The organism is Elusimicrobiota bacterium (genome assembly GCA_026388155.1).
Taxonomy (GTDB): Bacteria; Elusimicrobiota; Elusimicrobia; order Elusimicrobiales; family UBA9959; genus UBA9634.
In genome coordinates this window covers 46,359-72,830 of sequence record JAPLKI010000006.1, presented here as the reverse complement: position 1 = coordinate 72,830, position 26,472 = coordinate 46,359, and the positions used below count along the sequence as shown (strand labels likewise).

22 protein-coding genes are annotated in these 26,472 nt (G+C 53.5%); 14 read left to right on the top strand and 8 right to left on the bottom strand.

Features of this window, described 5'->3' with window-relative positions; genetic code table 11:
* Positions 1-77: 77 nt before the first annotated feature.
* Positions 78-590, top strand: a complete 513-nt coding sequence (locus NTX59_01850; protein MCX5784411.1) for a hypothetical protein — start codon at positions 78-80, stop codon at positions 588-590.
* Positions 591-786: 196 nt separating this feature from the next.
* Here NTX59_01850 and NTX59_01845 read toward each other — a convergent pair whose 3' ends face one another.
* The gene (locus NTX59_01845; GenBank protein ID MCX5784410.1) at positions 787-1,785 is read right to left on the bottom strand and encodes a hypothetical protein; all 999 of its coding nucleotides are present in this window, start codon (positions 1,783-1,785) and stop codon (positions 787-789) included.
* A 184-nt stretch (positions 1,786-1,969) separates the two neighbouring features.
* Here NTX59_01845 and NTX59_01840 point away from each other — a divergent pair, with 184 nt between their 5' ends.
* From NTX59_01840 to NTX59_01825, 4 genes are all read left to right on the top strand, one after another.
* Entirely contained in the window at positions 1,970-3,166 is a 1,197-nt protein-coding gene (locus NTX59_01840; protein ID MCX5784409.1) for a hypothetical protein, read from the top strand.
* Between the two features lie 91 nt (positions 3,167-3,257).
* Positions 3,258-4,427, top strand: coding sequence for a hypothetical protein (locus tag NTX59_01835; protein MCX5784408.1), 1,170 nt, complete (start codon positions 3,258-3,260; stop codon positions 4,425-4,427).
* Between the two features lie 152 nt (positions 4,428-4,579).
* Positions 4,580-7,216: an AMP-binding protein gene (locus NTX59_01830; protein MCX5784407.1), complete on the top strand. Its 2,637-nt coding sequence runs from the start codon at positions 4,580-4,582 to the stop codon at positions 7,214-7,216.
* Between the two features lie 395 nt (positions 7,217-7,611).
* The gene (locus tag NTX59_01825) at positions 7,612-8,436 is read left to right on the top strand and encodes a hypothetical protein (GenBank protein ID MCX5784406.1); all 825 of its coding nucleotides are present in this window, start codon (positions 7,612-7,614) and stop codon (positions 8,434-8,436) included.
* A gap of 297 nt (positions 8,437-8,733) precedes the next feature.
* Here the strand turns inward: NTX59_01825 and NTX59_01820 are convergent, their stop codons facing one another.
* On the bottom strand, positions 8,734-9,057 hold the full coding sequence (locus NTX59_01820) for a helix-turn-helix transcriptional regulator (protein ID MCX5784405.1): 324 nt from the start codon (positions 9,055-9,057) through the stop codon (positions 8,734-8,736).
* On the bottom strand, positions 9,054-9,416 hold the full coding sequence (locus NTX59_01815) for a type II toxin-antitoxin system RelE/ParE family toxin (GenBank protein MCX5784404.1): 363 nt from the start codon (positions 9,414-9,416) through the stop codon (positions 9,054-9,056). The genes NTX59_01820 and NTX59_01815 overlap by 4 nt, the downstream gene beginning before the upstream one ends.
* A 177-nt stretch (positions 9,417-9,593) precedes the next feature.
* On the opposite strand from NTX59_01815, the gene NTX59_01810 reads away from it, so the two are divergent.
* The 4 genes from NTX59_01810 (at position 9,594) to NTX59_01795 (ending at position 12,117) form a co-directional block, all read left to right on the top strand.
* Entirely contained in the window at positions 9,594-9,902 is a 309-nt protein-coding gene (locus NTX59_01810; GenBank protein ID MCX5784403.1) for a PilZ domain-containing protein, read from the top strand.
* A 12-nt stretch (positions 9,903-9,914) separates the two neighbouring features.
* A complete protein-coding gene (locus NTX59_01805; GenBank protein ID MCX5784402.1) occupies positions 9,915-10,325 on the top strand; it encodes a hypothetical protein in 411 nt (136 codons plus the stop codon).
* Positions 10,326-10,366: 41 nt separating this feature from the next.
* Complete coding sequence (locus NTX59_01800; GenBank protein MCX5784401.1) at positions 10,367-10,984, top strand: hypothetical protein; 618 nt, start codon at positions 10,367-10,369, stop codon at positions 10,982-10,984.
* Positions 10,985-11,181: 197 nt separating this feature from the next.
* The gene (locus tag NTX59_01795) at positions 11,182-12,117 is read left to right on the top strand and encodes a PhnD/SsuA/transferrin family substrate-binding protein (GenBank protein MCX5784400.1); all 936 of its coding nucleotides are present in this window, start codon (positions 11,182-11,184) and stop codon (positions 12,115-12,117) included.
* 210 nt (positions 12,118-12,327) lie between these two features.
* Here the strand turns inward: NTX59_01795 and NTX59_01790 are convergent, their stop codons facing one another.
* Both NTX59_01790 and NTX59_01785 read right to left on the bottom strand, forming a co-directional pair.
* Positions 12,328-13,128 (bottom strand): hypothetical protein, encoded by an 801-nt coding sequence (locus NTX59_01790; GenBank protein MCX5784399.1) that lies wholly within the window; start codon positions 13,126-13,128, stop codon positions 12,328-12,330.
* A 24-nt stretch (positions 13,129-13,152) separates the two neighbouring features.
* The gene (locus tag NTX59_01785; protein MCX5784398.1) at positions 13,153-14,421 is read right to left on the bottom strand and encodes a hypothetical protein; all 1,269 of its coding nucleotides are present in this window, start codon (positions 14,419-14,421) and stop codon (positions 13,153-13,155) included.
* A 232-nt stretch (positions 14,422-14,653) separates the two neighbouring features.
* Between NTX59_01785 and NTX59_01780 the strand changes: the two genes are divergently transcribed.
* A complete protein-coding gene (locus NTX59_01780; GenBank protein ID MCX5784397.1) occupies positions 14,654-15,445 on the top strand; it encodes an SGNH/GDSL hydrolase family protein in 792 nt (263 codons plus the stop codon).
* Between the two features lie 62 nt (positions 15,446-15,507).
* A complete protein-coding gene (locus NTX59_01775) occupies positions 15,508-16,425 on the top strand; it encodes a hypothetical protein (protein MCX5784396.1) in 918 nt (305 codons plus the stop codon).
* Positions 16,426-16,485: 60 nt separating this feature from the next.
* On the opposite strand, the gene NTX59_01770 is transcribed toward NTX59_01775, so the two are convergent.
* From NTX59_01770 to NTX59_01760, 3 genes are all read right to left on the bottom strand, one after another.
* A complete protein-coding gene (locus NTX59_01770; protein MCX5784395.1) occupies positions 16,486-19,572 on the bottom strand; it encodes an efflux RND transporter permease subunit in 3,087 nt (1,028 codons plus the stop codon).
* A gap of 94 nt (positions 19,573-19,666) precedes the next feature.
* Entirely contained in the window at positions 19,667-20,611 is a 945-nt protein-coding gene (locus NTX59_01765) for an efflux RND transporter periplasmic adaptor subunit (protein MCX5784394.1), read from the bottom strand.
* 43 nt (positions 20,612-20,654) lie between these two features.
* The gene (locus tag NTX59_01760; protein ID MCX5784393.1) at positions 20,655-22,541 is read right to left on the bottom strand and encodes a TolC family protein; all 1,887 of its coding nucleotides are present in this window, start codon (positions 22,539-22,541) and stop codon (positions 20,655-20,657) included.
* A 430-nt stretch (positions 22,542-22,971) separates the two neighbouring features.
* Between NTX59_01760 and NTX59_01755 the strand changes: the two genes are divergently transcribed.
* The 3 genes from NTX59_01755 (at position 22,972) to NTX59_01745 (ending at position 26,467) form a co-directional block, all read left to right on the top strand.
* Entirely contained in the window at positions 22,972-23,856 is an 885-nt protein-coding gene (locus NTX59_01755; GenBank protein MCX5784392.1) for a hypothetical protein, read from the top strand.
* Positions 23,857-24,364: 508 nt separating this feature from the next.
* Positions 24,365-25,198: a permease-like cell division protein FtsX gene (locus NTX59_01750; GenBank protein ID MCX5784391.1), complete on the top strand. Its 834-nt coding sequence runs from the start codon at positions 24,365-24,367 to the stop codon at positions 25,196-25,198.
* 96 nt (positions 25,199-25,294) lie between these two features.
* Positions 25,295-26,467 carry a peptidoglycan DD-metalloendopeptidase family protein gene (locus NTX59_01745; protein ID MCX5784390.1) on the top strand — a complete coding sequence of 391 codons (1,173 nt, stop codon included), beginning with the start codon at positions 25,295-25,297 and terminating at the stop codon, positions 26,465-26,467.
* Positions 26,468-26,472 lie beyond the last annotated feature (5 nt).

Genomic DNA, 26,472 nt, shown 5'->3' with positions numbered 1-26,472 from the left:
TGAAAATTGTCGTTCCATGAGTTATTATATCGGTGTGCGCCGGGATTGAACGGCAGACAACTAAAAGAGGTGTGGTTATGAAAAAAACATTGTTCGCGCTGGTGCTGATGTTTTCCGTTAATTCCGTAATGGCCCAGGAATCAAAAGACTGGCAAGGCTGGTACAATAATCTCCTTAAAGGCCTTAAAACCAGGATACAGACCCGTCTTACGTCAAAAACCAGGGTGAGCGCGGTGGCCGCGGTAAGAGGCGCAAAGCAGGGTTCTGACCCCATGGCGCTTTACTGGAAGGGCGGTGTTTCGGACAACGCCCAGAAAAAACTGGACGCCGAAAAAAGCCAGTTCACGGACGCCGTCCAGCTGTCGGTGGACGGCAATGTTGAGGATGGCCGCCTGGCGCTATCTAAGTTTATAAAAGACAACCCGGACAGCGTATTCGTCCAGGACGCCAAAGAGGCCCTGTCAAAACTTCCCGCCGCTGAAAAAGCTGAAGTGAAACCGGCGCCGGCCAGCGCCGTGAAAACCGAAAATGCCGTGAAAACCGACAAACCGGCCGGTAAAACTTCCGGGCAGGCGAAAGACGAAGACTAGGCCGGACGATCAAAGCGAATAAAAAAGCCCTCCGCTTCACGCGGAGGGCTTTTTTATTACACTGTTAACGGAAAGGTTACAGGGTACAGGTGTCAGGCAGAAAACTGGAAAATAAGAGTCTTGGAAAGCCGGGGGTAAAACCACAAAACCGTCTCCCCTGTAACCTGCTACCTGACACCTGCAACCTGTTTAATCGTCAGGGTTTTTTTTCGGCGCCGCTTTTGTCAGCGTCCTGCGCCGGTACGGTTGCCGGTATCCAGGTTCTTTCCGGCGGGGCCGGTTTTATTTCCGCCGCCGGCTGGGCGGTTTCGCCTTTGTCTTCCTGCGCCATTTTTTGCGCTTGCGGCACCACCCATGTTTTGTCCGGAGTTTCCGGAACTATCGGTTTAAAATCTTCGTTATCATTGCCTGAGGGTGCGCCTTCCGCCGGTTTTGGCGGCAGCCAGGTCCTGTCCGGCGGTTCCGGCGGGCCGGCAGGGGGGCGTGTTTCCGTCCATCCCGCTGTTCCCGGAGCGCTGTCCGGTTTACGGCGTTGTCCGCGGTTTTCCTTTTCATACGCCCCGCTTTTCATTTTTTTATAAATTTCAGCGGATGCGCGCCAGATCATGTGCCTTATCAGGCTTTTTTCCCCGGCTCCGGGGGAGAGGAGCGGATACAAAGGCGCCAGCAGCAGGTGAAACGCGGTCTTGTTATAGGCTATTACTTCTGTCGTCAGCGTCCCGGAAGAAGCCGCGCATTCGGCTGTTAACGCGTAGGTGACTTTTATGGAGGAGGGGATTATAAAAACAAAAGGCGTTTCCACAAAGAACGACCTGAAAAGGTCATGGTAAGTCCAGCGGCCTGCTGTGGTAAGACTGAGCTTGATAGTGCCGGAGCCGTTTTTCAGGTCATAAAGGCCGGACTCGGTTAAAACATCTTCGGCTTTGCCCCTGAAATATTCCAGATCTTCGCTTTGCGCAGGCAGCGGAACTATTATTTTGGGATTTGAAATAGAGCCCTCGCCTATTGAGTCGGTGGGATTTCTGAACGGATAATTCTGCCAGCTTACCTGAATTTTGGAGAAGGGCTTAATGCTTTTGTCTTCAAGCAGCGCCTGAAGCGTGTTTCTTTCAAGCAGTATGTTGCCCGACTGAAACGAGGCGCAGGCGGCACTCAGCAGCGCCGCCGCGAGCGGTAAAATAATTTTTATCTTCATAAAACCGCCGGCCGCGGATTTTTTGACCTTTGCCATAGAAAAATACCTTGATTTTTACTATATTATATTAATTAAGGGGAAATCTCAAGGATAAGCTCATGCGAATGAATTTGAATTCTTATAAGTTTCGCACACATTCGCATATTCTTCATTCGCAGTATATTCGCATGAGCGAGTTGGAATTATGTCTATCAAAAAAATAGAACAGATAATAAAAGTGTCCGGCAAACCGGATGTGATAATACGCCTTGCCAAAGTTCAGGATATGCGCCGCATACAAATGCTTTACGCCGAAATATACGGCGGTAATTATTCCATTCCGATAGTCACGGACAAAGAAAAGATGCGCAGCGCCATAGAACATGACGATTATTACTGGCTGGTGGCCGAATCTTCCGACAGGATAGTTGGCAGCCTGGTTTATGAAGTGGATCTGCCTCACCGTATTTCCAAGGCCTTCGGCGCCGTGGTGTCGCAGGAATTCCGCAAGCTTGATCTGGCCTACACCATGATGAAGCTTATCCTTGACGATATCACCAAGGTAAAGGACCTTGTGGACATGGTATACGCCACGACCCGCACCGCCAATTACGCCCCGCAGAAGTTGACCGAGAACCTGGGTTTTGTGAAACTCGGTATTTTTCCTAACACCCACAAAGTGCAGGAAAATGAAACGCACTGCCTTACGGGCTATTTCACCGCCCAGGCCATGTCAAAACGGAGATGCCGGCCCCGCCTTATACCCGAAGTCGCTCCTTATTACGAGATAGTGAGCAGGCAGATGGACCTGGACAAGCCCTCAATTAAAGATGTGCAGGGGGACTACAGCGATCACAAGCAGAAAATACCGCCTCTTTCTTTTGAAGTCATTACCGCGCCGGATTTCATAAAAAACCGGTATAAAAAATTCAAAAACTCCGGTTTTTTCGAGCATATCGTAATGCCCTTTCATGAGCCGAACCTTATACTTATTACCCCCGACCAGGCCACCGAAGTTTACCTTACCTACAATAAAAAAGACAAATACAGTGTGATCGTGGGCGGCATGAGCGCGGAAAAAAGTTTCACTGTGGTGCTGGAAAGCCTGGCCCATAAAGTAAGCGAAATGGATATGGCCTACATAGAGGTGATCATAGACGCCTATTCCCCGGCCCTCCAGCGGGAAGCTATGGACGCGCGCTTTATCCCGAGCGCCTATTTTCCCTGCGTGAAAAAAGTGGGCATGAAGCGTTACGACTGCATAGCCTTCTCCCGCACCTTTGACGTGCTGGACTTCAGGAACGTGAAAATTATTTCGCTGTACAAGAACTTCTTAAGGGAATATCTTAAGCTCTGGCGTGAAAACTACATAGAACTGGTGTTCAAATCGGAGCCGAAGTAATTACAGGATGAAAGGGTAATATGTAGAAGGTTAGGTATTAAGGAACTCCTTCCCTAATCCTCTCGCCTCTATCCGCTAGCCCCTATTAATTATGGCCGACCTTTCAATTGAAGACCGCTTGCCGCCTTTTTATAAACCGCTCAAGGGGCGTACCGCGCTTGACGCGCTTTTTGAAACGCCGGCTTTTGAATATTCGCCAAAAACTTCAAAGGCCTTCTGCGCCGCTATGCGCGAAGCTATGGCCTTCCAGGCGCGGCGCTCAAAGTTCCTGAACAGTTTTTTTAAGCGGGAAGGCTTTGATCCCTCTTCAATAAAGGCGGAGAAGGACATAGCCGCCATGCCTTATGTTTTTGTGGCGGCCCTTAAAGAACGTGACCTCACCACGCTGCCCGAGAGTGAAATAGTGCTGGAGCTTAAATCCAGCGGCACTTCGGGCCAGCGCAGCCGTATGCAGCTGGATAAGGGCTCGCTTATGCGCGTGCGCCGCATGGCCTGGAAAGTGTTCGAGGGCCTGGGCCTGACGGACCTTGAGCGCGCGCACGATTATATCTGCTTCACCTACGACCCGGAAGTCGCCAAAGACCTGGGTACGGCCTGGACCGACAAACTGCTTACCGGGTTTACCAAAAAAGGCGAGATTTTCTACACTTTCCGCTGGAGCAAGTCCAAAAATGACTTTTACTTTGATATTGACGGCGCGGTTTCGGCCATGAAAAAATTCGAGGCCTCTCAAAGCCTGGTGCGCCTGGTGGGTTTTCCCGCTTTCGCCCTTAAACTCACCGAGGAATTCAAAAAACTCCATGGCCGCTACCCGCGCCTTAACCCCGGTTCCAGCGTGGTTACCGGCGGCGGCTGGAAAACGCTTTCCGACGAAGCTATAGATAAGCAGGTTTACCGCAAGATCCTGGCCGATAACCTGGGCATACCCGTGGAGCGGGTGCGTGACCTTTTCGGCATGGTGGAGCACGGCGTTCCCTATGTGGATTGCAGGCTTGGGAACTTTCACATTCCCAATTACGGCCGCGTAATAGCGCGCGACCCCGGTACGCTTAAACCGCTTGAATATGGTAAAACGGGTCTTTTGCAGTTTATAACGCCGTATCTTACAAGCTACCCGTCGCTTTCGGTGTTGTCTTCGGATTTCGGCTGCGTGCGCCGGAAATGTTCCTGCGGCCTGGCGGGGCCGGTGCTTGAAATAAAAGGCCGTGCCGGAGTAAAAAAACTGAAAGGCTGCGCGATAAGCGCGGCTACGATGTTGTAAAAGGCCATAAGCTTTAAGCCATATGCGGAAAGATTGCCATAGGCTATACGCCATACGCCATAGGCATTAAGGAACTCCTCAAAAGCTTATGGCCTAAAGCATATGGCATATGGCGCGGCTGAAACAGCCGCATGGCTTATGGCAATAATTGTATGAATATCAAAAACACTTATCTTTTTGGAAAGACTTCGAATAAATCACAATGGACTCCTGCCGAACTGGAAGAGGTCGGCCTGCAGGCGCAGGCGGCCCGGCCGCTGATGCGCGCGGCCTCGCGCGACTATATAACCGAAACCCTCGCCAAAGCGGGCAGTCTGTTCGCCCCGGGCGGTAAATACCGGAAGACGGCGCTTGCCCATCTTAAAGAAAACATACCTTTTTCCGAGCCTGTGATAGAAAAGAGCCTGGACATAATACCGGAGATACTGGATAAACACGTCCTTGTAAAGCGCATGAATATGGAGCTGTTCCTGCCTTATGCGCTTGAAGCTCCGGTGGAACGCCGCGGCTACGCGGGGGTGATAAGGGCCCTGCCCAAGGGCGTGGTGCTGCACGTGGGCGCGGGCAACGTGTTTCTGGGGATACTTGACTCCATGGTTATAGGCTTCCTGACCAAAAACGTGAATATCGTCAAGCTTTCCTCCTCCGGCTCCAACTTTATAAACCTGTTCATGGACGCCCTTAAAGAGGCGGACGAGAAAGGCATACTCTCCAAGTGCGCGGCCATCGTAAGCTGGAAGGGGGGCAGCCAGGCCCTGGAAGCTGCCGCGCTTAAAAATGTGAACGCGGTTTTTGTGTGGGGCGGCTACGACGCGGTGCAGTCCTACCGGAAGATCGCCCCTATAGACGTGAGAGTGGAAGGCTTCGGCCCGAAAACCAGCGTGGGCGTGGTCTTTGAAAGCTGCGTGGACAATGAGGGGATGGGCGAAGTGGCCCGCCGCGCGGCGCTGGACGCCTCGCTGTGGGACCAGGCCGCCTGCTCCTCTCTTCACACGCTTTACCTGATAGCCCCGGCAAAAAGGCATAAGGAGCTGGCCGCGTCTTTCCTGAAAGAGGCCAGGGGACATTTCGCGCGGCTGGCCAGGGAACTGCCGCAGGGCAGGTTGTCCCCCGACGAGCAGGCGGAGATAACCCGGGCGAGGGAACTTGCCCGCGTGGACGCGGCGCTGGACGCGGGGTCTTATGAAAGCTCCGCACCTAAAACGGATTGGACCGTGATCTACGAAAAAGATCCGGTCTACCGGGTTTCGCCCCTTAACCGCGTGCTGTACTTTAAAACCGTGGAGACCCTGGAAGAGGTTAGGGAAAAACTTATGCCTCTGCGCGGCTATATACAGACTGTGGGCGTCGGCGGTTCCATTGAGCGCAAGAAGGTGCTGGAAACGCTGGCGCCGGCGGGCATTGCCCGCGTGGTAAAGCTCGGCAAGATGCTGGAAGAGGCCAACGGCTCCCCGCACGACGGCATTTTCCCGATGATGTCGCTGATCAACTGGGTGCCCATAGAGGAGAAGCCGTCGCAGCTGGACCGTTTAAGCGAACTGGTGGAACACGCCAGGTCCCGCAGCCCTTTCTACGGCAGGCATTTTAAGGGAGTCCCGAGGATAACCGCTATAGCCGATTTCGCAAAAGTGCCTTTCCTTGAAAAACACCACGTGCTTGAAAATACGCCGCCGGACAGCGCGGACCTGCTGACCTCAAAGGTGCAGCGCGGAATTTATTTCGCGAGCGGCGGCTCAACGGGCCAGCCAAAATATGTTTTTTACGACCAGCACGAGTATGACCACACCTGCCGGATGCTCGCCTACACTTTCGAGGCGGCGGGCTTGAGCGAGAAAGATGTAATAGCGAACCTTTTTATAGCGGGTAATTTGTGGTCCAGCTGGCTTTCCGTGGAAAAGGCCATTGCCTACACCAAGGCTATTTCGGTGCCGGTGGGCAGCAATCTGCCGCTTGAAAATATTGTGCAGTATCTGGAGGACTTCAGCGTGACGGCGGTTATCGGGCTGCCGTCTTTCCTTGTTAAGCTGGCGGAATTCGTGAAGGCTAAGAAATATAAGCTCTGCGTTAAAAAGATATTTTACGGTGGAGAATATGTGGGCGAGGAGATGGTGAAGTTCTTTAAGAGCGTGTTCCCCGGGGTGGATGTGCGGTCGGGAGGCTACGCTTCGGCGGACGCGGGTGTTATCGGTTTTCAGTGCCCGGAATGCGTTAAGGGACAGCACCACTTGTTCGCGATAAGCCAGTTTATTGAATTTGTGGACCAGGACACTATGGCGCCGGTGAAGAAGGGGGATATTGGGGAGCTGGTCGTTACGGGGCTTTCAAAGAAGCATATGCCTATTATCCGGTACCGGGTGGGGGACCTGGGACGCTGGGTTATGAAGCCGTGCGGCTGCGGGCGGAAGGAACCTTTATTTGAAATTTTGGGGCGCTGCGACGACCGTATTCATGTGGGGGGGGCGCATTTGTTCGTGAACGATATCCAGAACGCTTTGGGAAAGGTGCCCGAACTTAGTTTTAATTTTCAGGTGGTTATTGAGAAGAAGGGGCACAAAGATGTGCTCAAGGTAAAAGTTGAAGTGAAAGATACGGGGGCGCTGGTGAGGGCGGGGAAGCTGGCGGACCTGTTGTGGACTGAGATCGAGGGTCACTGTGAAGATTTGCATGAAAGCGTACGTCTGAAGTGGCTGGACAAGCCTGTCATAGAGGTTCTGAAGCCCAACACAATAGAGCGGGTCCTCCGAACCGGCAAGATCCGCAAGGTAATCGATAAAAGAGTTAAGGTCTAACCCACCTTACAACTGCATGACTTTGGCTAGCCGCAGGTAGCAAAGTCGGGGGCCTGCCGACGGGATTTATTTGCGGGGGCCGGGTCGGCCAGCGCGGCCGCCCTTATCCTCGGCCTCCCCTGACTGCAAGCCCAAGTCGGCCTCCGGAAAACCCCCGCAAACAAACCCCGTCGTCACCCCTCCGTTTAACCATCACCGCTCACGTTTCTTTAAGGGTGTAATATAAATATCCCCGCCCATTAACGATACAGCGTATTTACCCACCCGGTTTTACTCTTCAATAAAAACTTGCCACCCGCCCCCTATTGTCGCATAATATCTAAACGGGTTAGATGAAGGGCTTGCAAATCACCAAAAAACAAAGCAACGCCCCCGATACCTTGGAAAATAAAAATATGAATAAAACGGATATAAGATATTGGAGAGTTGCCCCAGGTCAAGGAGGATTTTTATGGGTAGAGCAAAGAAATAACAATTGTGTTGCTGTGGGTTGGAATGAGACGGGAGACCTTGGCAGATTTAGAAACAAGGCGGGTTTTGAAAATAAATTTTTACGTATTTGGGGCAAAAAGAAGAGGAAATCAGCTAATGTATTATGGCAATTTTATAATGATGTGAAAAAAGGGGATAAGATTTTGATTAATTCTGGAGAGCAAATATTCGGCATAGGTACCATTGTCGGGGGATACAAGTTCAACAAAAACCTTTATTATAAACACAGCAAACCTATTAGATTGGAATTAAATTTTTGGGAACCCACAAACGCAAGAGAGCTTGGTTTACCTCAAAAGATAATCAAAAAAATTTGCGGTCTTAAACCAACGATTTCAAAATTAGAAGCAGATGATTGGCAAAAAATCAGCGAAAAACTACATAGAGCAAAAAATCCATTTAAGGGTATTTCAAATTATGAAGGATTGCCACGATCTCCAGCATCAGAGCAAGAAGTCATAGTTTTATTCAGCAAGATTTCGCCATTATTAAGAATGAAGATAGATGCAGTCGGCACTCGCTTTCCCGATGCTTACATAAGGACTAAAAAAAACAGGAAATGGGTCACCCAGAGATGCGAATTTGAGAAAAGTTCCTATGATTTTGTCGTGCATGGGCACGACCCAAAAGGTTGTGATATGATTATTTGTTGGAAAGATAATTGGAAAAATAAACCAAAGCATATCGAGATAGTTGAATTGAGAGCAGAATTAGAAAAATTAATTTAAAATACAGCTAGCTTTTTTAAAAGTTCTTGATACAAGCAGAGAGGATTCATTAAAAAAGGTGTCTGGCACTTTTTGTTAATTTAAAGGTGACAGGAAAAGGAACAGTGAAGGGGTGACGACGGGGTTTATTTGCGGGGGTTTTCCGGAGGCCGACTTGGGCTTATCTGCGGTGGAGGCCGAGGATAAGGGCGGCCGCGCTGGCCGACCCGACCCCCGCAAATAAACCACGGCGGCAGGACCCCGCCCTACCTTGCGCCACTTCTATAAATAACTGTATCGATTCCATGATTTCCGGGTTTATTGGATTTTTAGGGTTGGGCGGGGAGATTTGGGGAAGGTGATGTGGACGCCACGACCCAGGCTTGCGGCTACTTTCAGCAGGGTTTGCAGGGTTAGATTCTTGCTGCGGCCGGTTTCCAGTTGTGAAATGAACTGCTGCGATACGCCCAGCTTGGCCGCCAGTTCGGCTTGTTTCAGGTGATACGCGTCACGGAATTCCGCTATTTTCTGCGCCAGCTCCACCAGGGCGCACTCATACTCATAGGCCCGCCGGAATTTGGGGTCCTTTAATTGTTCTTTAAGGTCTTCTTCGACATTTTTCAGATATATCCGGCGTTTCATAAATCCTCCGTCAGTAATTTCCCGGCATCCCGGAAAGACTGCATATTTGCCTTTCGTTTAAGCGCAAGTCTTATATCCCTTTCCGGCAGCTTATCTGTTTTTTTGCGTATAGCATGCACAAACACCGCGCTTTCCTTAAGATAGAAGAAATAAAAGATCCGATTAGCTTTCGGGCGCAGTTCATATAACCCCTGGGTTACATAGTCCGCCATTGGGCGGCGCAGATTGTGTCCCTGTATGCGCAGTTCCCGTATATAAGAGTAGACTTTTGCCTGCTCATCCGGCGGCAGAGAATGGATGAATTCCATTACAGGGCACCGTCCGCGCTCATCGCTGAAATAAAAAATATTCTTCAGCATGCCGCCTCCTTATATTATACAAGCTATAGCTTGTATGTCAAGGCCTTATTTTTACATTCCATGCCTATAGTATAGCTGACCAGCACGACACCATATTGTCGTGTTGTAAATTGGAATAAAAGACGCGAAAAACAGGTTTCTTTTGACTGAGAGTGCCGCATATCCTAAAATCTACGTATGAAAAGCAATGACAAGCGGCGTGCGCCGCGGAACAGGCATAATTCGGTTATCGAGATTTTTGACGCGGAGGGTAAAGTGGCCGCTTCGGGCAGGCTTGTCGATTTTTCCACCGTCGGGGCCTCCTTTTTGGTGGGGAACCCTATTGCGCTGCCGGAAATCTTTTGGGCGAGGCTGAGGTCGCTAAAAGAAGGCATGTTCGATGTTCAGGCGTGGGTGGTGTGGATACGCAGAGAAAAGAACGCCACCCATTACGGCATAAAGTTCGGCTCGCTTACCCCTGTGCATCCGTCCGATGAGAATAGCTGATATGGAGGGAACGTGAAAATTACCGCTACGCATATTTGTTTTGAGGTGAGTAATTTTAAGACCGCCATGAAATTTTACGGGCCGCTTTTTAAGGCGGCCGGGTTTAAGAAGAGTTTCGGGGACGGCAAGAATTACGGCGGGTTCAGCAACGGGCCGTTCACGCTGATTATAGGCGCAATGAAGCCGCGCCGTGTGCTGCGCAAGGCCCCTACCGGCAGAGAATTCGTGGTGGCGGACCATGTCGGCTTTTATACGGGGAAGCGGCAGGATGTCTATACGATAGAGGCGGTTATGCTGAAAGCCGGCTTCAAGCCTTTGTTCCAGGCGCAGGAATACGCGGAGTTCGGCGGTGGTTTTCACGGAGTGACCTTCTGCGACCGCGACAACAACGTAATAGAATTCTCACATCGGCCCAAAAAATAGAGAAGGCCGCGCAACTTTTGTTTTATAGCTTTCATATGCGCATGAGAACCAGTCAGTTGACTTTTTATATCGTCGCGACCACCGACAGGCTGATCCGCAACGCGTGTATGAAAGGGGCGCTGCGGCTGGCCCGGCTTTTAAAGTCTTTGGGCGCCCCGCACGCCGCGGCGGGGCTGCTGAACGACGCGACCCGGCGGTTTCCCGTCGGCGCGCGCGGCGATTTCGGCGAAAAGGACCGGCGCATTTTCGGGCCGCATCCGGAAAAACTTATCGCCGATTACGCCGCCTATCTGAAGCGGCAGGGCCGGAACCCGGGCCATGCGCCCACGCACCAGCCCCCGCAGGATGCCCTGATGGCGCGTGAATTAATGAATGCCCGCCGGATCTTCGACCCCCTGTCAAAATTAGCGCTTACTTCGCCGCTATGGGGCGGCGCTCTGCTGTTCGCGCTGCTGGGCCTTGCCGGCTTTTTTATGGTTGCCGGGAATGGCAAAGCGGCGGGTATAACGGGTATTGTATTTTTTGCGGCTTGCATCGCGGCGCCCCTCTGTCTGCGGCTGAGGAAAAAATTCCTGGTCTGGATGACAATGCGCCTGTTTTACGCGGCTTCGCGGGAACTGGAGCGTGTCACGCACCATAACCGCCGAAGCGTGGAATAGGATGCGGGAAAACAGCGAGCCCTTAGCGGTTATTTTGCGCCCGCGGCTTTGTAATTTTGGGCCTGTTTATGCTAAAAAGTAAACAGGCGGGATCGGGGCGCGTCAACTGCACGGCAAACAGCCGTATTACATATTGACCGCTCTGGATTTTAATGGGTAAGCGGGAAAAAATATGTTAAATAAATGGAGGGAAAAATATGTTTGACACCGGTATTAACAGACAGGCTGTTTATAAATCCGCGGCGTTCTGTATTCTTACGGCGCTAGTGTTAGCCGGCTGCGCCCGCAGAAAAGAGGCAACGGTCGGCACTCCGGGAAATCCACTGGTAGTGCTTTTATCCGCGCCGTACATCCCGTCCGATTCCCGAAAGTCGCTGGACTTTATTGAGCGGTATCTCAGCACTAACACGGCGATGAGCGTTGAAGTCAGAACGGCCGAGGATTCCGTTGATGCCATAGAACAATTCGGCGCAAAAAAGGCCGACGCCGGCATCTTAACGCTGGACGAGTATCTTGTGGCCCGCGAGGAGCATGCTGTCCACGCGGACCTTCAGGTACTGCGCGGCAAGGGCGCCTCAAAATATGAAGGCGTTATACTGGTGCGCGCCGAAGATAAAATAAAAGATGTCAGCGGGCTGGCCGGCAAAAAAATATCTTTTTCCAATCCCTACTCTGTAAGCGGCTTTCTGCTGCCGAGCATCTATTTAAAGAAGGCAGGCGTTCAAATCCTTCCCGGGTTCGCGGCGAGCCATGATGTGTCCATCCAAAAGCTTATACAGGGTGAGGTGGACGCGGCCGCGACGTATTATAATATGGCGCTCCGCAACCCGAAACTGCGTATCCTGGCTAAAACGGGAACAGTGCCGAATGAACCTGTGATCGCCCGCAACGGGCTTCTGCCCGCCAAGCGCAAGGCCATAATGGCGGCCTTTGAAACGCTTGGAAATACTCCGGAAGGCAGGGACGCGCTGTCCCACATCGCCGACATCACCGGCTTTGTCCCTGTAAAGGAAGAGTCCTATCGTCAGACGCACGAGCTTATTCTTTCCGCGGGTAAATCGGTGTACGACCTGCTTCCTGAGGGATGGCATATACAGCGGCTGAACCAGCCTTATTTCCCGGCTGACCGCTGATCCTTTGTATCAGGGCCTTGAAATTTCAGGTTTTGGGAGCTATACTATATTCGGGGATGAGGGGACGGGGTCTCTCCCCTGAGGATGCAGCGAAGAGAAGTGAAGCGCAGCGCAGTTGAGACCCAGTTGAGGGCAGGCCACAGGGCCTGCCCCGTTTTTTAGCCCGGATCCTTCAACTGAATTTTCCGGGTTGACCGAAGATTTCAGGATTTACTCTTCCGTTCCGAATTTTATGCCGATGGCGTTGTCGCTGAGGCTTAAACCGGTCAGATGAACGTCCCCCACCACACCCTCGGGCAAGTAGCGTTTCAGGGCCGCGGTTGAAACAACCGCGTGAAGCGTCCATGCGGCCTTGTCATATTTGAAAACGACTATGTCGCTGGCCTTAAGCGGGCTATGGTTCTCTATCAGGCTCGCGTTAAACGCGTCCATAATGCCGCCGGTCAGTACGCCCATTATATCGGCCATCATATCTTCTTTGTTGAATTCAGGCTCGGTGTTGGCCGCGGCGGGCGCAGACACGGCGGCAGATTTGCTCTTACGGCTCGCGGAAGGAGACATTGAGGCGTGCATTTGCACGCGCTGGATCAGCATGGCGAGCTTGTCTTTGCCCTCAAAATAGGGCTTAAGGGTAACTACCGGTTCGATTATAATGCCGTTCAGGTCCAGGCGGATGTTGACGACCTTGAGCGATTCGCCGGAACGCTCCAGCACGGGCGCGGCGGGGTCTATTATGGAAAGCCGCTTATCCGAGGCCGCCATCATGACCACCGCTTTCTTTATGGCCTTGAATGGAACCCTGATGGAGAGGTCAATGCCCACCAGCTCGTCCGGGTCGGCCTTGGGCGCCCGGGGCCGGGGAACCGGCGCCGCCTTGAATTCGGTTCCGCGCAGGCCGCCGGCCGAGAGTGACGAAAGGTCGAAATCCGAAGCTGAAGCGGGCCGGGCTAAAGAGAGGGCGGCGGCTATCAGGATGTTTATCGCTATCGTTTTTTTGATAAGTTTTTTCATAAATTTTATCTCCGTGCCGCCGGCTTAAAACTCGAACCCCAGGTACATGAGGCCCTGCCCTATCTTCATATTTTTTATTATCACGCCCCTGGCGAAAGAGGGGAGGAAAGCGCTGTTTTTTAGTTTAAGTTCCACGGTGTTATCATCCAGCTTGCGGGCGGACATCGTCCGGGTCAGGTCCTGGCTGGTCATGATGCCGCTCACTATGCCGGTAATTGCCTTGCCTTGCAGCATGTTATTGATGAAGCCGGGAATGCCGATGCCGTAAGCCTGGTCCACAGTCACTTTTTCAAAGCGTATAACTATGGTGTTCGGCGCGATGAGGACAGGCGTAAGCTCTATGACGGCGTATACGTTGGGCTTGAAGGTCATGTCACGCATGTAGGCTTTCAAGGCCACTTCCACGCGGCCGTCGGCGCGGAACTTGACGCCGCCGTCGTGGCCCTGCGGGGCCAGATCGTAATCGCTGCCTTCGGCGTACTTGCGAAGAAAATTAGTGAGCAGGCCGTCGGAGAGCGCCAGATTGTAGCCGGGCATCTGGCTTATGGAGGCACCGGAACCGGATTTAACGCTCAGGATGAAACCTTTGTCGTCGAAGCTGAAGGCGGTCAGGCTGACATTGCTGATAAGGCCCGGCAGGAGCGGGGCCACGAAATCAGGGGTGACCGCTGCGCGCAGAGTCCAGGAGGCCTTGTCATAGGTGAAGGAAAGCATGTTCTTCGCCTTGAGCGGAACCTTGTTGGCGGCAAAGGACTCGTCCATGGATTCAAGCATGCTGGCGGTCAGGCTGCCGGCTATGGAGGCCATTAAGTCGTCTTTGTTGATATTGTTCATCCCTTTGCCGGTGTTGGGGCCAAAAGCGATATCCGCGTCCACTTTAGTGAGCCGGATGGCCAGGCGGTTATTCCCGTCAAAAGAGGGCTTGATAAGGACAGTCGGCTCGATATCCACGCCGTGATAGTCAACGGTGACATTGGTGAAGACTATGTGATCGCCCTGGCGGAACAGCACCGGCTTAGCCTGGTCCAGTACCTGCATGTCGTCACAAAGGCCGACCATGCGCTTATTGAGCTCGGAAAAGGGGAGTTTTATGCTCATATCCAGCGCGGGGGCCAGGTTGGGGGCCTTGGTCATAGCCGCGAGGGACTCGGCTGGGACCGGGACGGCGGCGATGGTGCCGTTATCGGAGCCTTTCAGGTCTGAAATGGAAACGGAGTTTAGATTAAAGCCGCCGGCGAATCCGCCGGAAGCCATGCACAGGAACATTGCTGCCGATAAAATAGTTTTTTTCATATATTTTTCTCCCCTGCTTATAGATATAGTCTAACAGCCGGGCGCCGGAAATCACAGAGCATTAAGGGCCCAAACCTTCTGGGCCCATAGGGTAAGCCCGGCCGGGGTGCTTTCAGGCCCCGCCTTTTTAGTCCGGGAGGCGGACTGCGCAGTGCCGTTCTTTATATTTTATAGAATAGATAAATTGTAAAGGACCCGCGTGTTATTTTTTAAAGGATCGGGCAAAGGCAAAATGAGCGTTAAAAGACAGCGCCTGATAAAATACAGCCTGATAATTTACGCGTTTTTATTTATTTCATTGTCTTTTGTGTCGTGCGGGAAAGCCCCCGGCTTCGCCAAAGAAATAAAAGTTTTATTTATCGGGAACAGTCTGACCTTTGTAAATGATCTGCCGGGGCTTACCGCCGGCCTGGCAAGATCCCGTAACTTTAAAATGGAATATGAATCGTACGCTCCGGGCGGATATACATTATCCCAGCATGCCGGGGACCCGCGCCTTTTGGAAAAAATAAATAAGGGAGGATGGGATTTTGTGGTTTTGCAGGAACAAAGCGAAATGCCGGCGTATCCCTGGGCGCAGACGGAAGTGCTGCCCTATGCCCAAACGCTTAGCCGGTTGATCAGGAATGCGAACCCGCGGGCGCAAATAGCCTTTTATATGACTATGGCCAGAAAAAACGGCGAACAGCGGGATATCCGGAACTTCCCGGAAATAGGCACGTATGAGGGAATGCAGCGAAAATTAAACGACAGTTATGATCAGATGGCCCGGGAGAACCAGGGGCTTGCCGTCCCGGTGGGGCCCGCCTGGGAAAATGTCCGGTCGCAAAACCCGTCGCTCAATTTATACGCCGACGATGTGCATCCGAACCTTACGGGAACATATCTGGCCGCCTGCGTATTCTATTCGGCCCTTTTTAAAGACAGTCCCGAGGGACTGCCGCATCCTCCGCAGATAGACGACGGTACCGCGAAGTTTTTGCAGAAAGCGGCGGGCGATGCCCTGACTCCCGAAGCGAAATGAAGCCGCAGAGAGGCGGCGCGAAGAAATAAAGGCCGGATTTTTGGCGCGGAAAAGACGGGAATATGACTCTAGTTTTGTTCCTTCTGTTGACCGGTTCCCCGCTGTCTGCCGGGGACACACGAACCGCTTCCATCGCCGTTAACGGCTCCGCCAGGAGTTTCCGCTATTATGTGCCTGGAAAACCGGCCGAGAAACCGGCGCTGGTTCTTATCCTGCACGGCGGCGGGGGCACGGCAAAGCATATGGAAGAGAAGCTTACCGTTTCGGCGTTCAATAAACTGGCGGATAAGGACGGCTTTATCGCGGTTTATCCGGAAGGCGTGGACAAGCATTGGAATGACGGCAGGGCCGCCGGAAATAAAACCGGGCGGAAGGGGGCTGACGATGTCGGGTTCATTTCAAGCCTGATCGATTTCTTCGGCGCAAACTACAAAACAGACGGAAAAAAAGTTTTCGCGACCGGCATTTCCAACGGGGCGATAATGAGTTTCACGCTTGCCTGCGGACTTTCGGATAAAATAGCCGCCATAGCGCCGGTGGCGGGGGCGATGTCGGAAAAAATATTTTCCTCGTGCGCCCCGGCCAGGCCTGTTTCCGTGCTTATGATAAACGGCACGGACGACAACCTGGTGCACTGGGGGGGCGGAGACGTAACGGGGCCCTTCGGCGGAAGGAAATTGGGCAGGGCCATTTCAGTGACGGGTTCCTTTAATTTCTGGGCGGGTAAAAACCGCTGCGCGAAGAAAGGCGCCCAGATCTTCCGGATAAATAACGACAAAAAGGACGGCACCGGCATAGAGGGGACTATTTATTCCTGCCAGGACGGCGTCAGAACGGCCCTGTATAAGATCAACGGCGGAGGGCATGCCTGGCCGGGCGGGGCGCAATATCTTCCTAAGTGGCTGATAGGCAGAACTTCAACCGAAGTGGACGCGGCCGGACTTATATGGCGGTTTTTTAAAGGGGAGGAACTGCCGTAATATTTTCAGCAGGCTGTCCGGTATGTTTTTCCTTAAGTCTTCCGATTTCCGGTCAGCGCCTCAGGCAGGCGCCTTTCCGGACATGTATTTTTTCTTAAACCATATCTCCAGGTCGTCTAAAAGCGAATAGGTGACCGGCGTCATAAGAAGGGTTATTAAAAGCGAAAGGGCCTGGCCGCCTATTATTACCAGGGCCATGGTGCGGCGCGTGCCCGATCCCGCGCCGGTGCCCAGCGCCGTGGGTATCATGCTGGCTATCAGCGTCAGCGTGGTCATGAGTATCGGGCGCAGCCGGGTCTTGTTGGCCTCGAGCATCGCCTGGTGGCGCGGCAGCCCCTTGGCCCGCAGGGTGTTGGTGTAGTCCACCTGCAGAATGGAGTTCTTCGTCACTATGCCGAAGAGCATGAACATGCCCATGATGGCGAACAGCGTCAAGTCCTGCCCGGCTATGAACAGCGAGATGATGGCGAACGGGATGGTCAGCGGCAGCACTATCATGATGGAGATGGGATAGGCGAAACTTTCGAACTGGCTGGCCAGCACGATGTAGATGAAGATAAAGGCCAGTAAGAAGGCTATCAGGAATTCACTTAACATGTTGCCGAGCTCTTTGGCCCTGCCGTAGACGTCGGCCCTGTATTCGGGCGGGGCTTTAAGCTCTTTAAAGGCCTTAGCCGCTTCTTTTATCAGCGCGCCTGTCGGGATGCCGTCTACGTTGGCCATTACCTGCACGTTGCGCTGGCGGTTGAAGCGCGATATCTGCGTGGGGCCCACGCCTTCCACCACTTTGGCGATATTGTCCAGCCGTGTCACGCGGTTGATCCCGGCGGGTATCATCAGGGCCTCTATGGCTTCCTTGCGGTCGCGGAAGCCTTCTTCGGCGCGCAGCCGCACCTGGTAAAGCTCGTCGCCGTCCTTGTACTTGGTTATGTCCTCTTCGCCTCCCACAAGTGTCCGCAGGGAGGTGGCTATGTCTTCCACTTTCACTCCCAGGTCGTGGGCCCGGCTGCGGTCTATCTCCACCCGGTATTCCGGCTTGGCGAAGGAGAAACTGGTGTCCACGTCCACCGCGCCCTTGACCTTGCGCAGCTTATCGGCCACGGCGGCGGAATATTCCTGCAGCTTGGCCAGGTCCGGGCCCATAATATTGTATTGCAGCGCGGCGTCGCCGCCGCCGAAGCCGCCTACGGCAGCCACGGAGACGCGCAGGCCTTTGTACTTGCTCATCATCTCGCGCGAGGCCAGCACCAGCTTCTCCAGGGGGAGGTTCCGGTCCTTTAGGTCCGCCAGTTCCACCAGCACGTAGCCCGAGTTGCTGGCCGCCGCACTGAAGTGGCCGCCGGTGCCGCTGCCTATGGAGGAGAGGATGTTTTTGACGTAGGGGAGCTGGCGCGTCTCCGTCTCCACCTGCGCGAAGATCTGCTTCATCATGGCGAGGCTGGTGCCTTCGGGCGAGGTGATGCTTATCTGGTACTGGCTGGTGTCGTCGGCGGGCATGAAGTCCTTGCCGAGGAATATGAACAGCGGCACCGTGGAAAGCATGATGAGAACGGCGTAAACCACCATCTGCTTGCGGCGGGCCAGGGCCCATTCCAGCATCTTTATATAGCGTGAGGCCAGCCATTCGTTGACGTTCTCGGTGAACTTCTCCAGGCCGGTCTTCTCCTTCGGGCTGATCTTCAGGAACAGGGAGCAGAGCATCGGCGTCAGCGTCAGCGCCACGAAGACGCTCAGGGCCACGGCGAAGGCTATCGTGAGGCCGTAGCTCTTGAGGAAGCGGCCTATGATGCCGCCCATGTAGGCCAGCGGCACGAAGATGACCAGCAGGGCCGCCGACATGGCTACGACGGCGAAGCCTATCTCGCGCGAGCCGTCCAGCGCGGCCTTCAGCGGGCTCATCTTATGCACTTCCATGTGGCGGTAAATGTTCTCAAGCATGACGATGGCGTCGTCGACCACGATGCCGACGGCTATGGTCAGGCCCAGCAGCGTCATGGTGTTTATGGTAAAGCCGGCCGCCTGCATGAAAATGAGGGTGCCGATGAGCGAAGTCGGAATGGCCAGCGAAGAGATCAGCGTGGAGCGGAAATCGCCGATGAAGACGAGCACCATCAGGGCGGCGCATAACGCGCCCAGCAGCAGGTGCTCCGTCACCGTATCCACCGAGTTCTTGATGAACACGGACTGGTCGCCGATTATGGTGGTCTCGATGCCCGGGGGCAGGGAGCCCTTCAGCTCTTTGATGCGCTCATTAATGTTCTTTACCACGGCCACGGTGTTCGTGCCGGACTGCTTCTTTACCACCAGCGTGACCGAGGGACGGCCGTTGTAGAAGGAGGCCGTGGTCATGCGCTCGCCGGTGTCTTCCACGCGGCCTATGTCGGAGACGCGCACCGGCGTGCCGTTTATCGTAGTGATAACGATGTCGTTAAAATCTTTTACGTCCTGTATGCGGCCAAGGGTGCGCAGTACGAATTCCCGTTCTGTCTGTTCCACCTTGCCGCCGGGGATCTCTATGTTCTGCTGGGTTATGGCGTCCTTCACCTGCTTGATGGACAGGTTCATCGCCGAGAGCTTGAGCGGGTTGACGACGATGTGTATTTCCCTTTCGCGGCCTCCCACGATGTCAACGGCGCCCACCCCGTTGACGGTCTCTATGTTCTCCTTGATCTTCTTCTTGGCTATCTGCGTCAGGTCTATCAGGTTGCGGTTGCCATAGACCACCACGTTCAGTACCGCGATGGCCCCTATGTCGAACTTGGCTATCACCGGCGGGTTGGTGCCCTGCGGAAGCTCGCCAAGCACGGAATTGACCTTGTCGCGCACATCCTGCGCGGCCACGTCGCCGTTCTTTTCCAGCGAGAACTTTATCAGCAGGACCGACATGCCCTCGTAACTGGTGGAAGTAATGTCCTCAATGCCGGAAATGGTGTTCACGGCCTCTTCGAGCGGCTTGGTCACGGAGGACTCTATCTCTTCCGGGCCGGCGCCGCGCAGCGAGGTCTGTATCATCACGAAAGGGAATTCCACGTTGGGCATCAGGTCTATGCCGAGGCGGATATAGGCGTAAGCACCGAGCACCAGGATGGTAAGGATCATCATAGTGGTGAAGATAGGTTTTTTGACGGCGATTTCGGTGATTTTCATAAGTTAAAGGTGCCATAGGCCGTAAGCCATAGGCGGTAAGCTATAAGGGAACTCCTAAAAAAGCGTATGGCATATGGCTTCGGGCTTATAGCGTTTATTCCGTCACTTTTATCTTGCTTCCGTCCTTCAGGCCGTAAAGGCCGAAAGTTATAACGTCCGAGCCTTCTTTTATCCCGCTTACCTGCACAAAATCGCTGGTCTTTATTCCGGTGCGCACCGGAATCCTGGCCGCCAAACCGTTGGGAGCGGGAACGAACACGAAGTCTCCTCCGTCCTGGCTGACCACAGCGCCTTCCGGCACTGAAAGGGCAGCTCCCCGCGAGGCGGTTATCAGGCGGACCTCGGCGAACATGCCTGACTTCAGCCTTCCGTCGTGGTTGTCCACCAGCACCTCCACCGCGGTGTTGCGCGATTTTGAGTCCACCACCGGGCTTATCCGGTAGACCTGTCCGCTAAAAGAATGGTCGGGGAAAGCGTCAACTTTTATCAGGGCCCGCTGGTCCTGAAATGTTTTGCCTATGTATTTTTCCGGCACATCCACGGCCACCCGCACCTGTGCCTGGTTTACCACCAGGGCTATTGGCGTCTGCGGCGTCAGATTGGCGCCGGTGTCCTGATAAATCCTGCCTATGACGCCGGTAAGTGTTGAGGGTACGGGGGCGGGCTCGTACACCGCGCCCACCTCGTCGCGTTCCACAAGGGCGACAGGCTCGTCCTTCTTTACCGGGTCGCCCTCCTTCAACAGGTTGCGCAGCAGTTTGCCCGAAGTTCTGGGGTAAAGCGTGGCTTCATCCAGCGCCTTAACGGAGGCTGTAAGCAGTATATACTCCTCAAGATTGCGTACCCGCACTTTTTCGGTTTTAACCAGAAAGCGGTCCTTTTCAAGGTTGTTGAGGGCTTCCACGTCCCTGCTGCGGCAGCCGGAGGCCATAAGTGCTACGGCCGCAAAAAATAGCGAATAGCGAATAGCGAATAGCGAATAGGAGCGAAGGCCGGTCCCGCAGGATATGTTTTTTGTAAGGGATTTGATCGTTTCCATAAATATTATTAATCTCCAGTCATGTGACTTGTGACCTGAAACCTTATTCTCCGAGCGTCCATTTAAGTTTCGCGTCGGCGGAACAGGTGTCGTGCTGTGCCTGTATGTAAAAAGTCTGTGATTTGTTCAGCGCCAGCGAAGCGTCGTTGAGTTCCAACTGGCTTGAAAGCCCGTTCTTGAACCTGACCTCGGTGGCGGTCAGCGCCTGGCGCGCCTGCTCTACGGCGGTTGTCTGCGATGCAAGCCTTTCTGCGGCTTCCTTCATATTGAGCCAGGCCTTCTTGACCTCTATTTTTATGTCGCGCTCCAGTTCCGCCAGGTTCGTGCGGACTATCCCGGCTTGCAGCTCAGCCTGCCTGGTCCTCGAGGATACGGAACCTCCGGCAAACAGAGGCAGGGACAGCTTCAATCCGGCGGTGGTGCTCCAGCTTTGCAGGCCGGGTGACGGGAAGCCGGAATCGCTCTGGCCCTGGAACTGCCGGGAGGCGACAGCGCTCAGGTAGGGAAAATGTTCCGCCCGTTCTATCGTTATCATCTCGGTGTACAGGTCCAGCTGGTACTTCATGTTCCGGTATTCCGGGCGGCCCGAGAGGGCTTCTTTGTAAAGTTCGGAAATTTCTCCGGGGTTCTGTGCGGCGCAGTTAAACCCGTCCGAGAGCGTAATATCGGTCTCCGGGTCCAGTCCCAGCAGGTTCTTCAGGTCTATCCGGCCTTCCTCGTAAAGGTTCTGGGCCTGCGTAAGAGCGGGTTCGGTGTTGGAAACCTCCACCTTCTGCCTGAGGACCGCGAGGTCGCTGGCTATGCCCTGTTTATACTGGGCATTTATCATGTCGAGATGCTGGCGGGCCAGGTCCAGCGACTCTTTCTGTATACCGGATATGGCCCTGGCGAGCAGCACCCCGTAATACACCTGCTTAACCGCCATGGATATGCTTTTCTGCGCGATTTTCAGCTGCTCGTCGCTGGCGTCGGAATATAAATGCGCCATCTTTATGCCGGTGGAAACCTTGCCGCCGGCCCAGAGCACCTGCTTCAGGTCCAGCGAAGCGGAGTAGACGTTGTTAAGCCCGGATTTTATCTTGGCGCCGCCGAAAAAGAACGCGGGCGACTCTATGTTGCGGGTGTACTGGCCGGTGGCGCTGAGCTGCGGATAAACCGAACCCCAGTATTCGGTGACCTTTTCCTTATATATACGGCGGGTCCCTTCGGCGGTGACAACAGTGGCGTTGTTTTTAAGCGCCGTCCGTACCGCGTCGTCCAATGTAAGGTTCAGCGCGGAAGCGCGGGCCCCGGAAACCAGGGCTGTCCACAGCAGCAGCGCTGCCGCCAGCGCCTTCGTGTGGCGCGTCCCGGCGCAGATAAGTTTTGCCAGGCGGCCCGGCAGGGCCTTTGAAAGGCTTGCTGCCCCGTGCTCGCGGGCCTCTATCATGAAATAGCTTATGACCGCGCTTATCATGTGCAGGATGTCGTCTGCGTCCTGCCGCGGGAGGTTTTCTTTTTCAAGGATCCGGCGGAGCACGGCGCGATTGCGCTGCTTTAGTTCGCGGGCCATGGAACTGAGCACGCCTGAAGAGGGGGAGGCCATTATTTTAAGCGCGCACTTCGGCATGTCGGGGTAGCGCTTTATGAAGTCCAGATGGTTGGAGAATAGCCGCGCCAGTTTTTGTTCCAGCGTCAGTCCGGGGTTGGCTATCTCTTTGTGCAGTTCTTCCAGATGTTTGGTGCCTTCCACGAAGGCCGCCTTTATAAGTTCGTCCTTGTCCTTGAAATAATAGTAGAGGACGGGCTTGGTTATCTTCAGGCGCGCGGAAATTTCCCGCATGGAGACGGCGTCAGGGCCGCGCTCGGCCATGAGCGCGGAGGCGGTCTCCAGTATGCGCCGGCGGGTTTTGTCGCCTTTTTTAAGTTTGAGCGTGGTTCGTTCTTTCATAAAAGCTACCTACCGGTAGATAAATTGTATCACAGCGGCCGCGCGCGTGTCAAGGCCGCTCAAAAGCAAGGGGCTGGGAGCGGCTGGAGATTTAGGGAGGGAGTTCTTTATTCCCCGCCTGACCCCTTTACGCTCTCCTCTGTCCGCTGCCCTTATTGCCCTAAAGGCCTATTCGAACCTGGGCCTATTTTCCCTCTTCCAATAGGTCTAAAGCACCTTGGCGGTTTTGCGCTTTATGTGTAAAATTAAAGGCAGCCGGGGCCGTCTGACGGGTATAGCCCTTTATACGGCACAGCTATAGCTAGTACCTTGTAATCCTTTGAAAGGCAAAGGAGCATCCACCTTCGGACCGAGGAATCCGGAGTAACCAGGGGAAACGGAATAATGAAAATTATTTTCGTTTCCTTTTTTTGTTTTTTAGGAGAAAAAAATGGTTAAAAAAGTCCTCTTCGCGTTTTTTTGCGGCTCCCTTTTTTGTGCTAACGCTTCCGCCCAGGAAACTCTCGGCTACGAACCCATGCTTATCGGTTCGGCTCCGTATTCAGATCCCGCTTTCCAGGATTTCATTGAAACCTCATATGGTTACCTGAATCCCAAAAACACTGTTAAAGTGCGCGGAGATTTCAGGGACGCCCCTGCCCCGCTTGACACCCCTTCGCTTAAAAAACTCAAGTCCCCTCCGCTGACGCCGCAAAAAGCCGCCCGACCGTTCGTCCGGCCGTCCATTCTCCCCGTTCTGCCCGCGGATTATTATAAACTCACTTTTGCCGGAGACGCGGGGCCTATCGCTTCTTTCGTGAAACCGCTGGAACGGGAAGGCGTATCGCCAAGGGAATATGTTTTTGTGAGCATTCTGCCTAAAGAAGCAGGCTATGCCGGCCTGGTGGAGGAAATAACTATTTCTGCGGGTTTCAAGTTTTCAGGAGAGAAAACGCTTTACTCGGAAAACACCAGACAAATCATCGTGCTCGGCTGGGCCCAGGCCGCCAGGCTTGACGCGATTTGTAAAAATCCAAAAGTGGCCGGCGTTTCCGTGGAGAAAAAAAGCTCCGGCATTCCGCTTAAAACCAGGGTAAGATTTACTTTAAAGGTGCCATACCAGAACCTTCCCGGCGCTTTTGTCAGCCGGTATATTAAAGACCTCAGTTCCGACAAGGGTTTTGTGTCGGAAAATGTTTTCCGTCTGCCCGCAAGCGGAAGCTCTTCAAAATTCACCGCTTTTGATGTAACCGGCAGCATTCCCGTCGACATGGTGGGCGAACTTTCCCGCTCGCCTTTCGTGGCCTCAGTGGAACTGAGAGAATCTTCGCTGTAACAGGCCGCGCTTTCGGGCTCCGCAGGCGGGGCGTTCCGTGAAAGTGCGGGGTAAACGGGAAGCGGTCGGGATAATTAAAAATGCCGGATGTTTTCAGCATCCGAGTCACCAAACTTTCTTCCTGCCGCCTGTGACTTTCAAACTAACCCGAATCCTGCAGCCAGGATTCGCCCGGAGGGCAGCTCTTTTGCCACCTGGCTCGGCAACTCATTGGTCAAAAGGGCTGGGTTGCCCCGCCCTTTTACGCTCATAGGCGAATTTTGAGCGCATTTTTTTATGCGTTCCGTAGTGAATGCACATTCGCCCTGCCTGCCATCGGAAAAGGGCGGCCCCTTTGGGGCGAAAGTTGCAGACAACTGCAACTTTCGGGCTAATCTCTCGATAGTCTGTTTTCGATTCCATCTGCCGCGTCCTTTCCGGGCCTGCGGCTTCCGTTCCAATATTGCTGGAAAAAGCGCTTTCACTTTGGGAAAAAAGCTATAATTTAACTTTTATAAGGCGGAAAACTATGGAAGAACATCATAACAAAGACCATCACGAAGCTCACCACGAAGCGCATCACGAGGCGCTTCAGGAAAGCAAAAGGTCGGCTGTGCGCAAGGGGTACCGGGTTGTGTTTTTGCTGGCGTTTTCAGCTGGCCTGGCTGCCGAACTTCTGCTTTTCCTGCGCGCGCAGATGACCCAGATCGCGCTTATACTTGAAGATGATTTCAGGATCGTGGCGGTTAAAAACGAGAAAGGCAAAGAGACCTCCTCCGTAGTGGAGGAGGGGCTGAAAAACATAAAAGGCACTTTAAATGTGGTTTTTGTCGACAGGGAAACCCGGCTTAAAAAGCTGAAAGAAGACGACCCTGAGCTGGTTTCTTCTGTGCTCGCCGTAGGCGGCAATCCGCTGCCCGATACATGGGAAATTGAGTTGCGGGAAGAGGCACTTGGCGGGGTGGATGCCTGGACGGAAGAGGCCTGGAAGGTGCCGGGTGTGGCTGACATCAAGTACAAGCCGCTTGAGGCCTATGCTATTTTACACGCCCTGTTTTACGCGCATCTGATAACCCTTGGATTTTACGCCGCGGCCTGTGCGTTTGTTTTGATGGCTGTTATGATCATGACTTATCGCAAAACTCCCGCCGGCCTGCTTGATGCCGTTCAAAAAGACAGCGTCTGGTTCGCGGCGGGAGCTGCAGGAGCGGGTCTTTCAGCGCTTGCGGCCTACGGCCTGATTTACCCTGTTAAGTATCTGAGTCCTCTTTGGGTGTGGCCGGGCCCCCTGTGGCACGCCGCCATTGCCGCCGCCGGCGGTTTCGGCGCCTGGGTGTTGTGTCAATGGAAAAACGAGCGGTAAATGAGAAAGGCACAGAGTAGTAAAGGCACAAAGTTACAAGCACCTCCTTCACTTTGTGCCTATGTGCCTTTGACCCTTCCGCTCCTTGTTTTGTATATGTTAAAAATTTCAACCATAAAATTCGGCTTAATGCTGTTGATGGTCCTTACAATCCTTTTCGGCCCCTCTTTATGCGCGGCCCAGGACCTTGTGGCGGTTAAAAAGAAAAATCTGGAAGAGATAAACCAGCAGCTGGAAGAAAAAAGAAAGGAGCTTGAACACTACAAGCAGGACGAGGACCGTATCAGCGGCGAGATAAGCGAGCTTAAAAAACAGGAAAAAAAGGATGGCGCGCGCCAGCGTGAACTTGAGTCGCGGCTGGTGTCGGCAAAGGCTAAAAGCGCCGAATCAGCGCAGAAATACAATTCCCTCGAAAAAACACGCAAGAGCCTGGCCTCGGATTTCCACGGCGAAATAGCCGTTTATGCCCTTTTGAAAGATTTTTACTACCCTTATTTCGGTAATCTGGAAATCTCAAAGAGCATTTTCCTCAAATACGCCGTTATTGAAAAACACGCCCTTATAGCCAAATTGAAGGGGGAATCTATAAAGGTGAACAAAGACCTGCAAACGCTTGCGCGGCGCGGCCAGGAACTAAAAGCCAGCAAAATTCTGCTTGAAAAACAGCGCTCCGCCCAGAAAAACGCGGTAAAAGGCAAATTTAACGAGTTGGAGCGCTCGCGTGAGCAGCAGGCGCAGCTTTCCCGCGAGGTGGACGACCTGCAAAACGCGGCCAAGGGACTCAGCCGGCTGGTGAAAAAACTTGAAAAACAGTCTCCCTACAGGCGTGAAACCGGCTCAAAGGACCTGCCCCTGCCTAAGCACTCCCTGCCCTGGCCTTCAAAGGGGAAAGTTATAAGCCGTTTCGGGCGCGAAGAAGTGCCCGCGCTTAAAACCTGGATAGTACGCGAGGGAATAAGAATACGCACCGAGCCCGACACCCAGGTTTTTGCCGTAATGTCCGGGAAGGTTCTTTACGCGGGACCTTTCAGAACTTACGGTAATGTGGTTATAGTGGACCACGAAAAAGGTTTTTTTACCATCTACGGCCTTTTAAGCTCCATGTCCGCGTCCAAGGGGGATGCCGTTTTCACGGGAACGGCGCTGGGTCTTTCAGGCCGTGATACGCAGGGTGTCGGCCCGGAAAAAGGCGGCGGCGACGGAGCGGTTTATTTTGAAATACGCAAGGGCGAACAGGCGCTGGACCCCATGGTCTGGCTTCAGGATTAAACGCG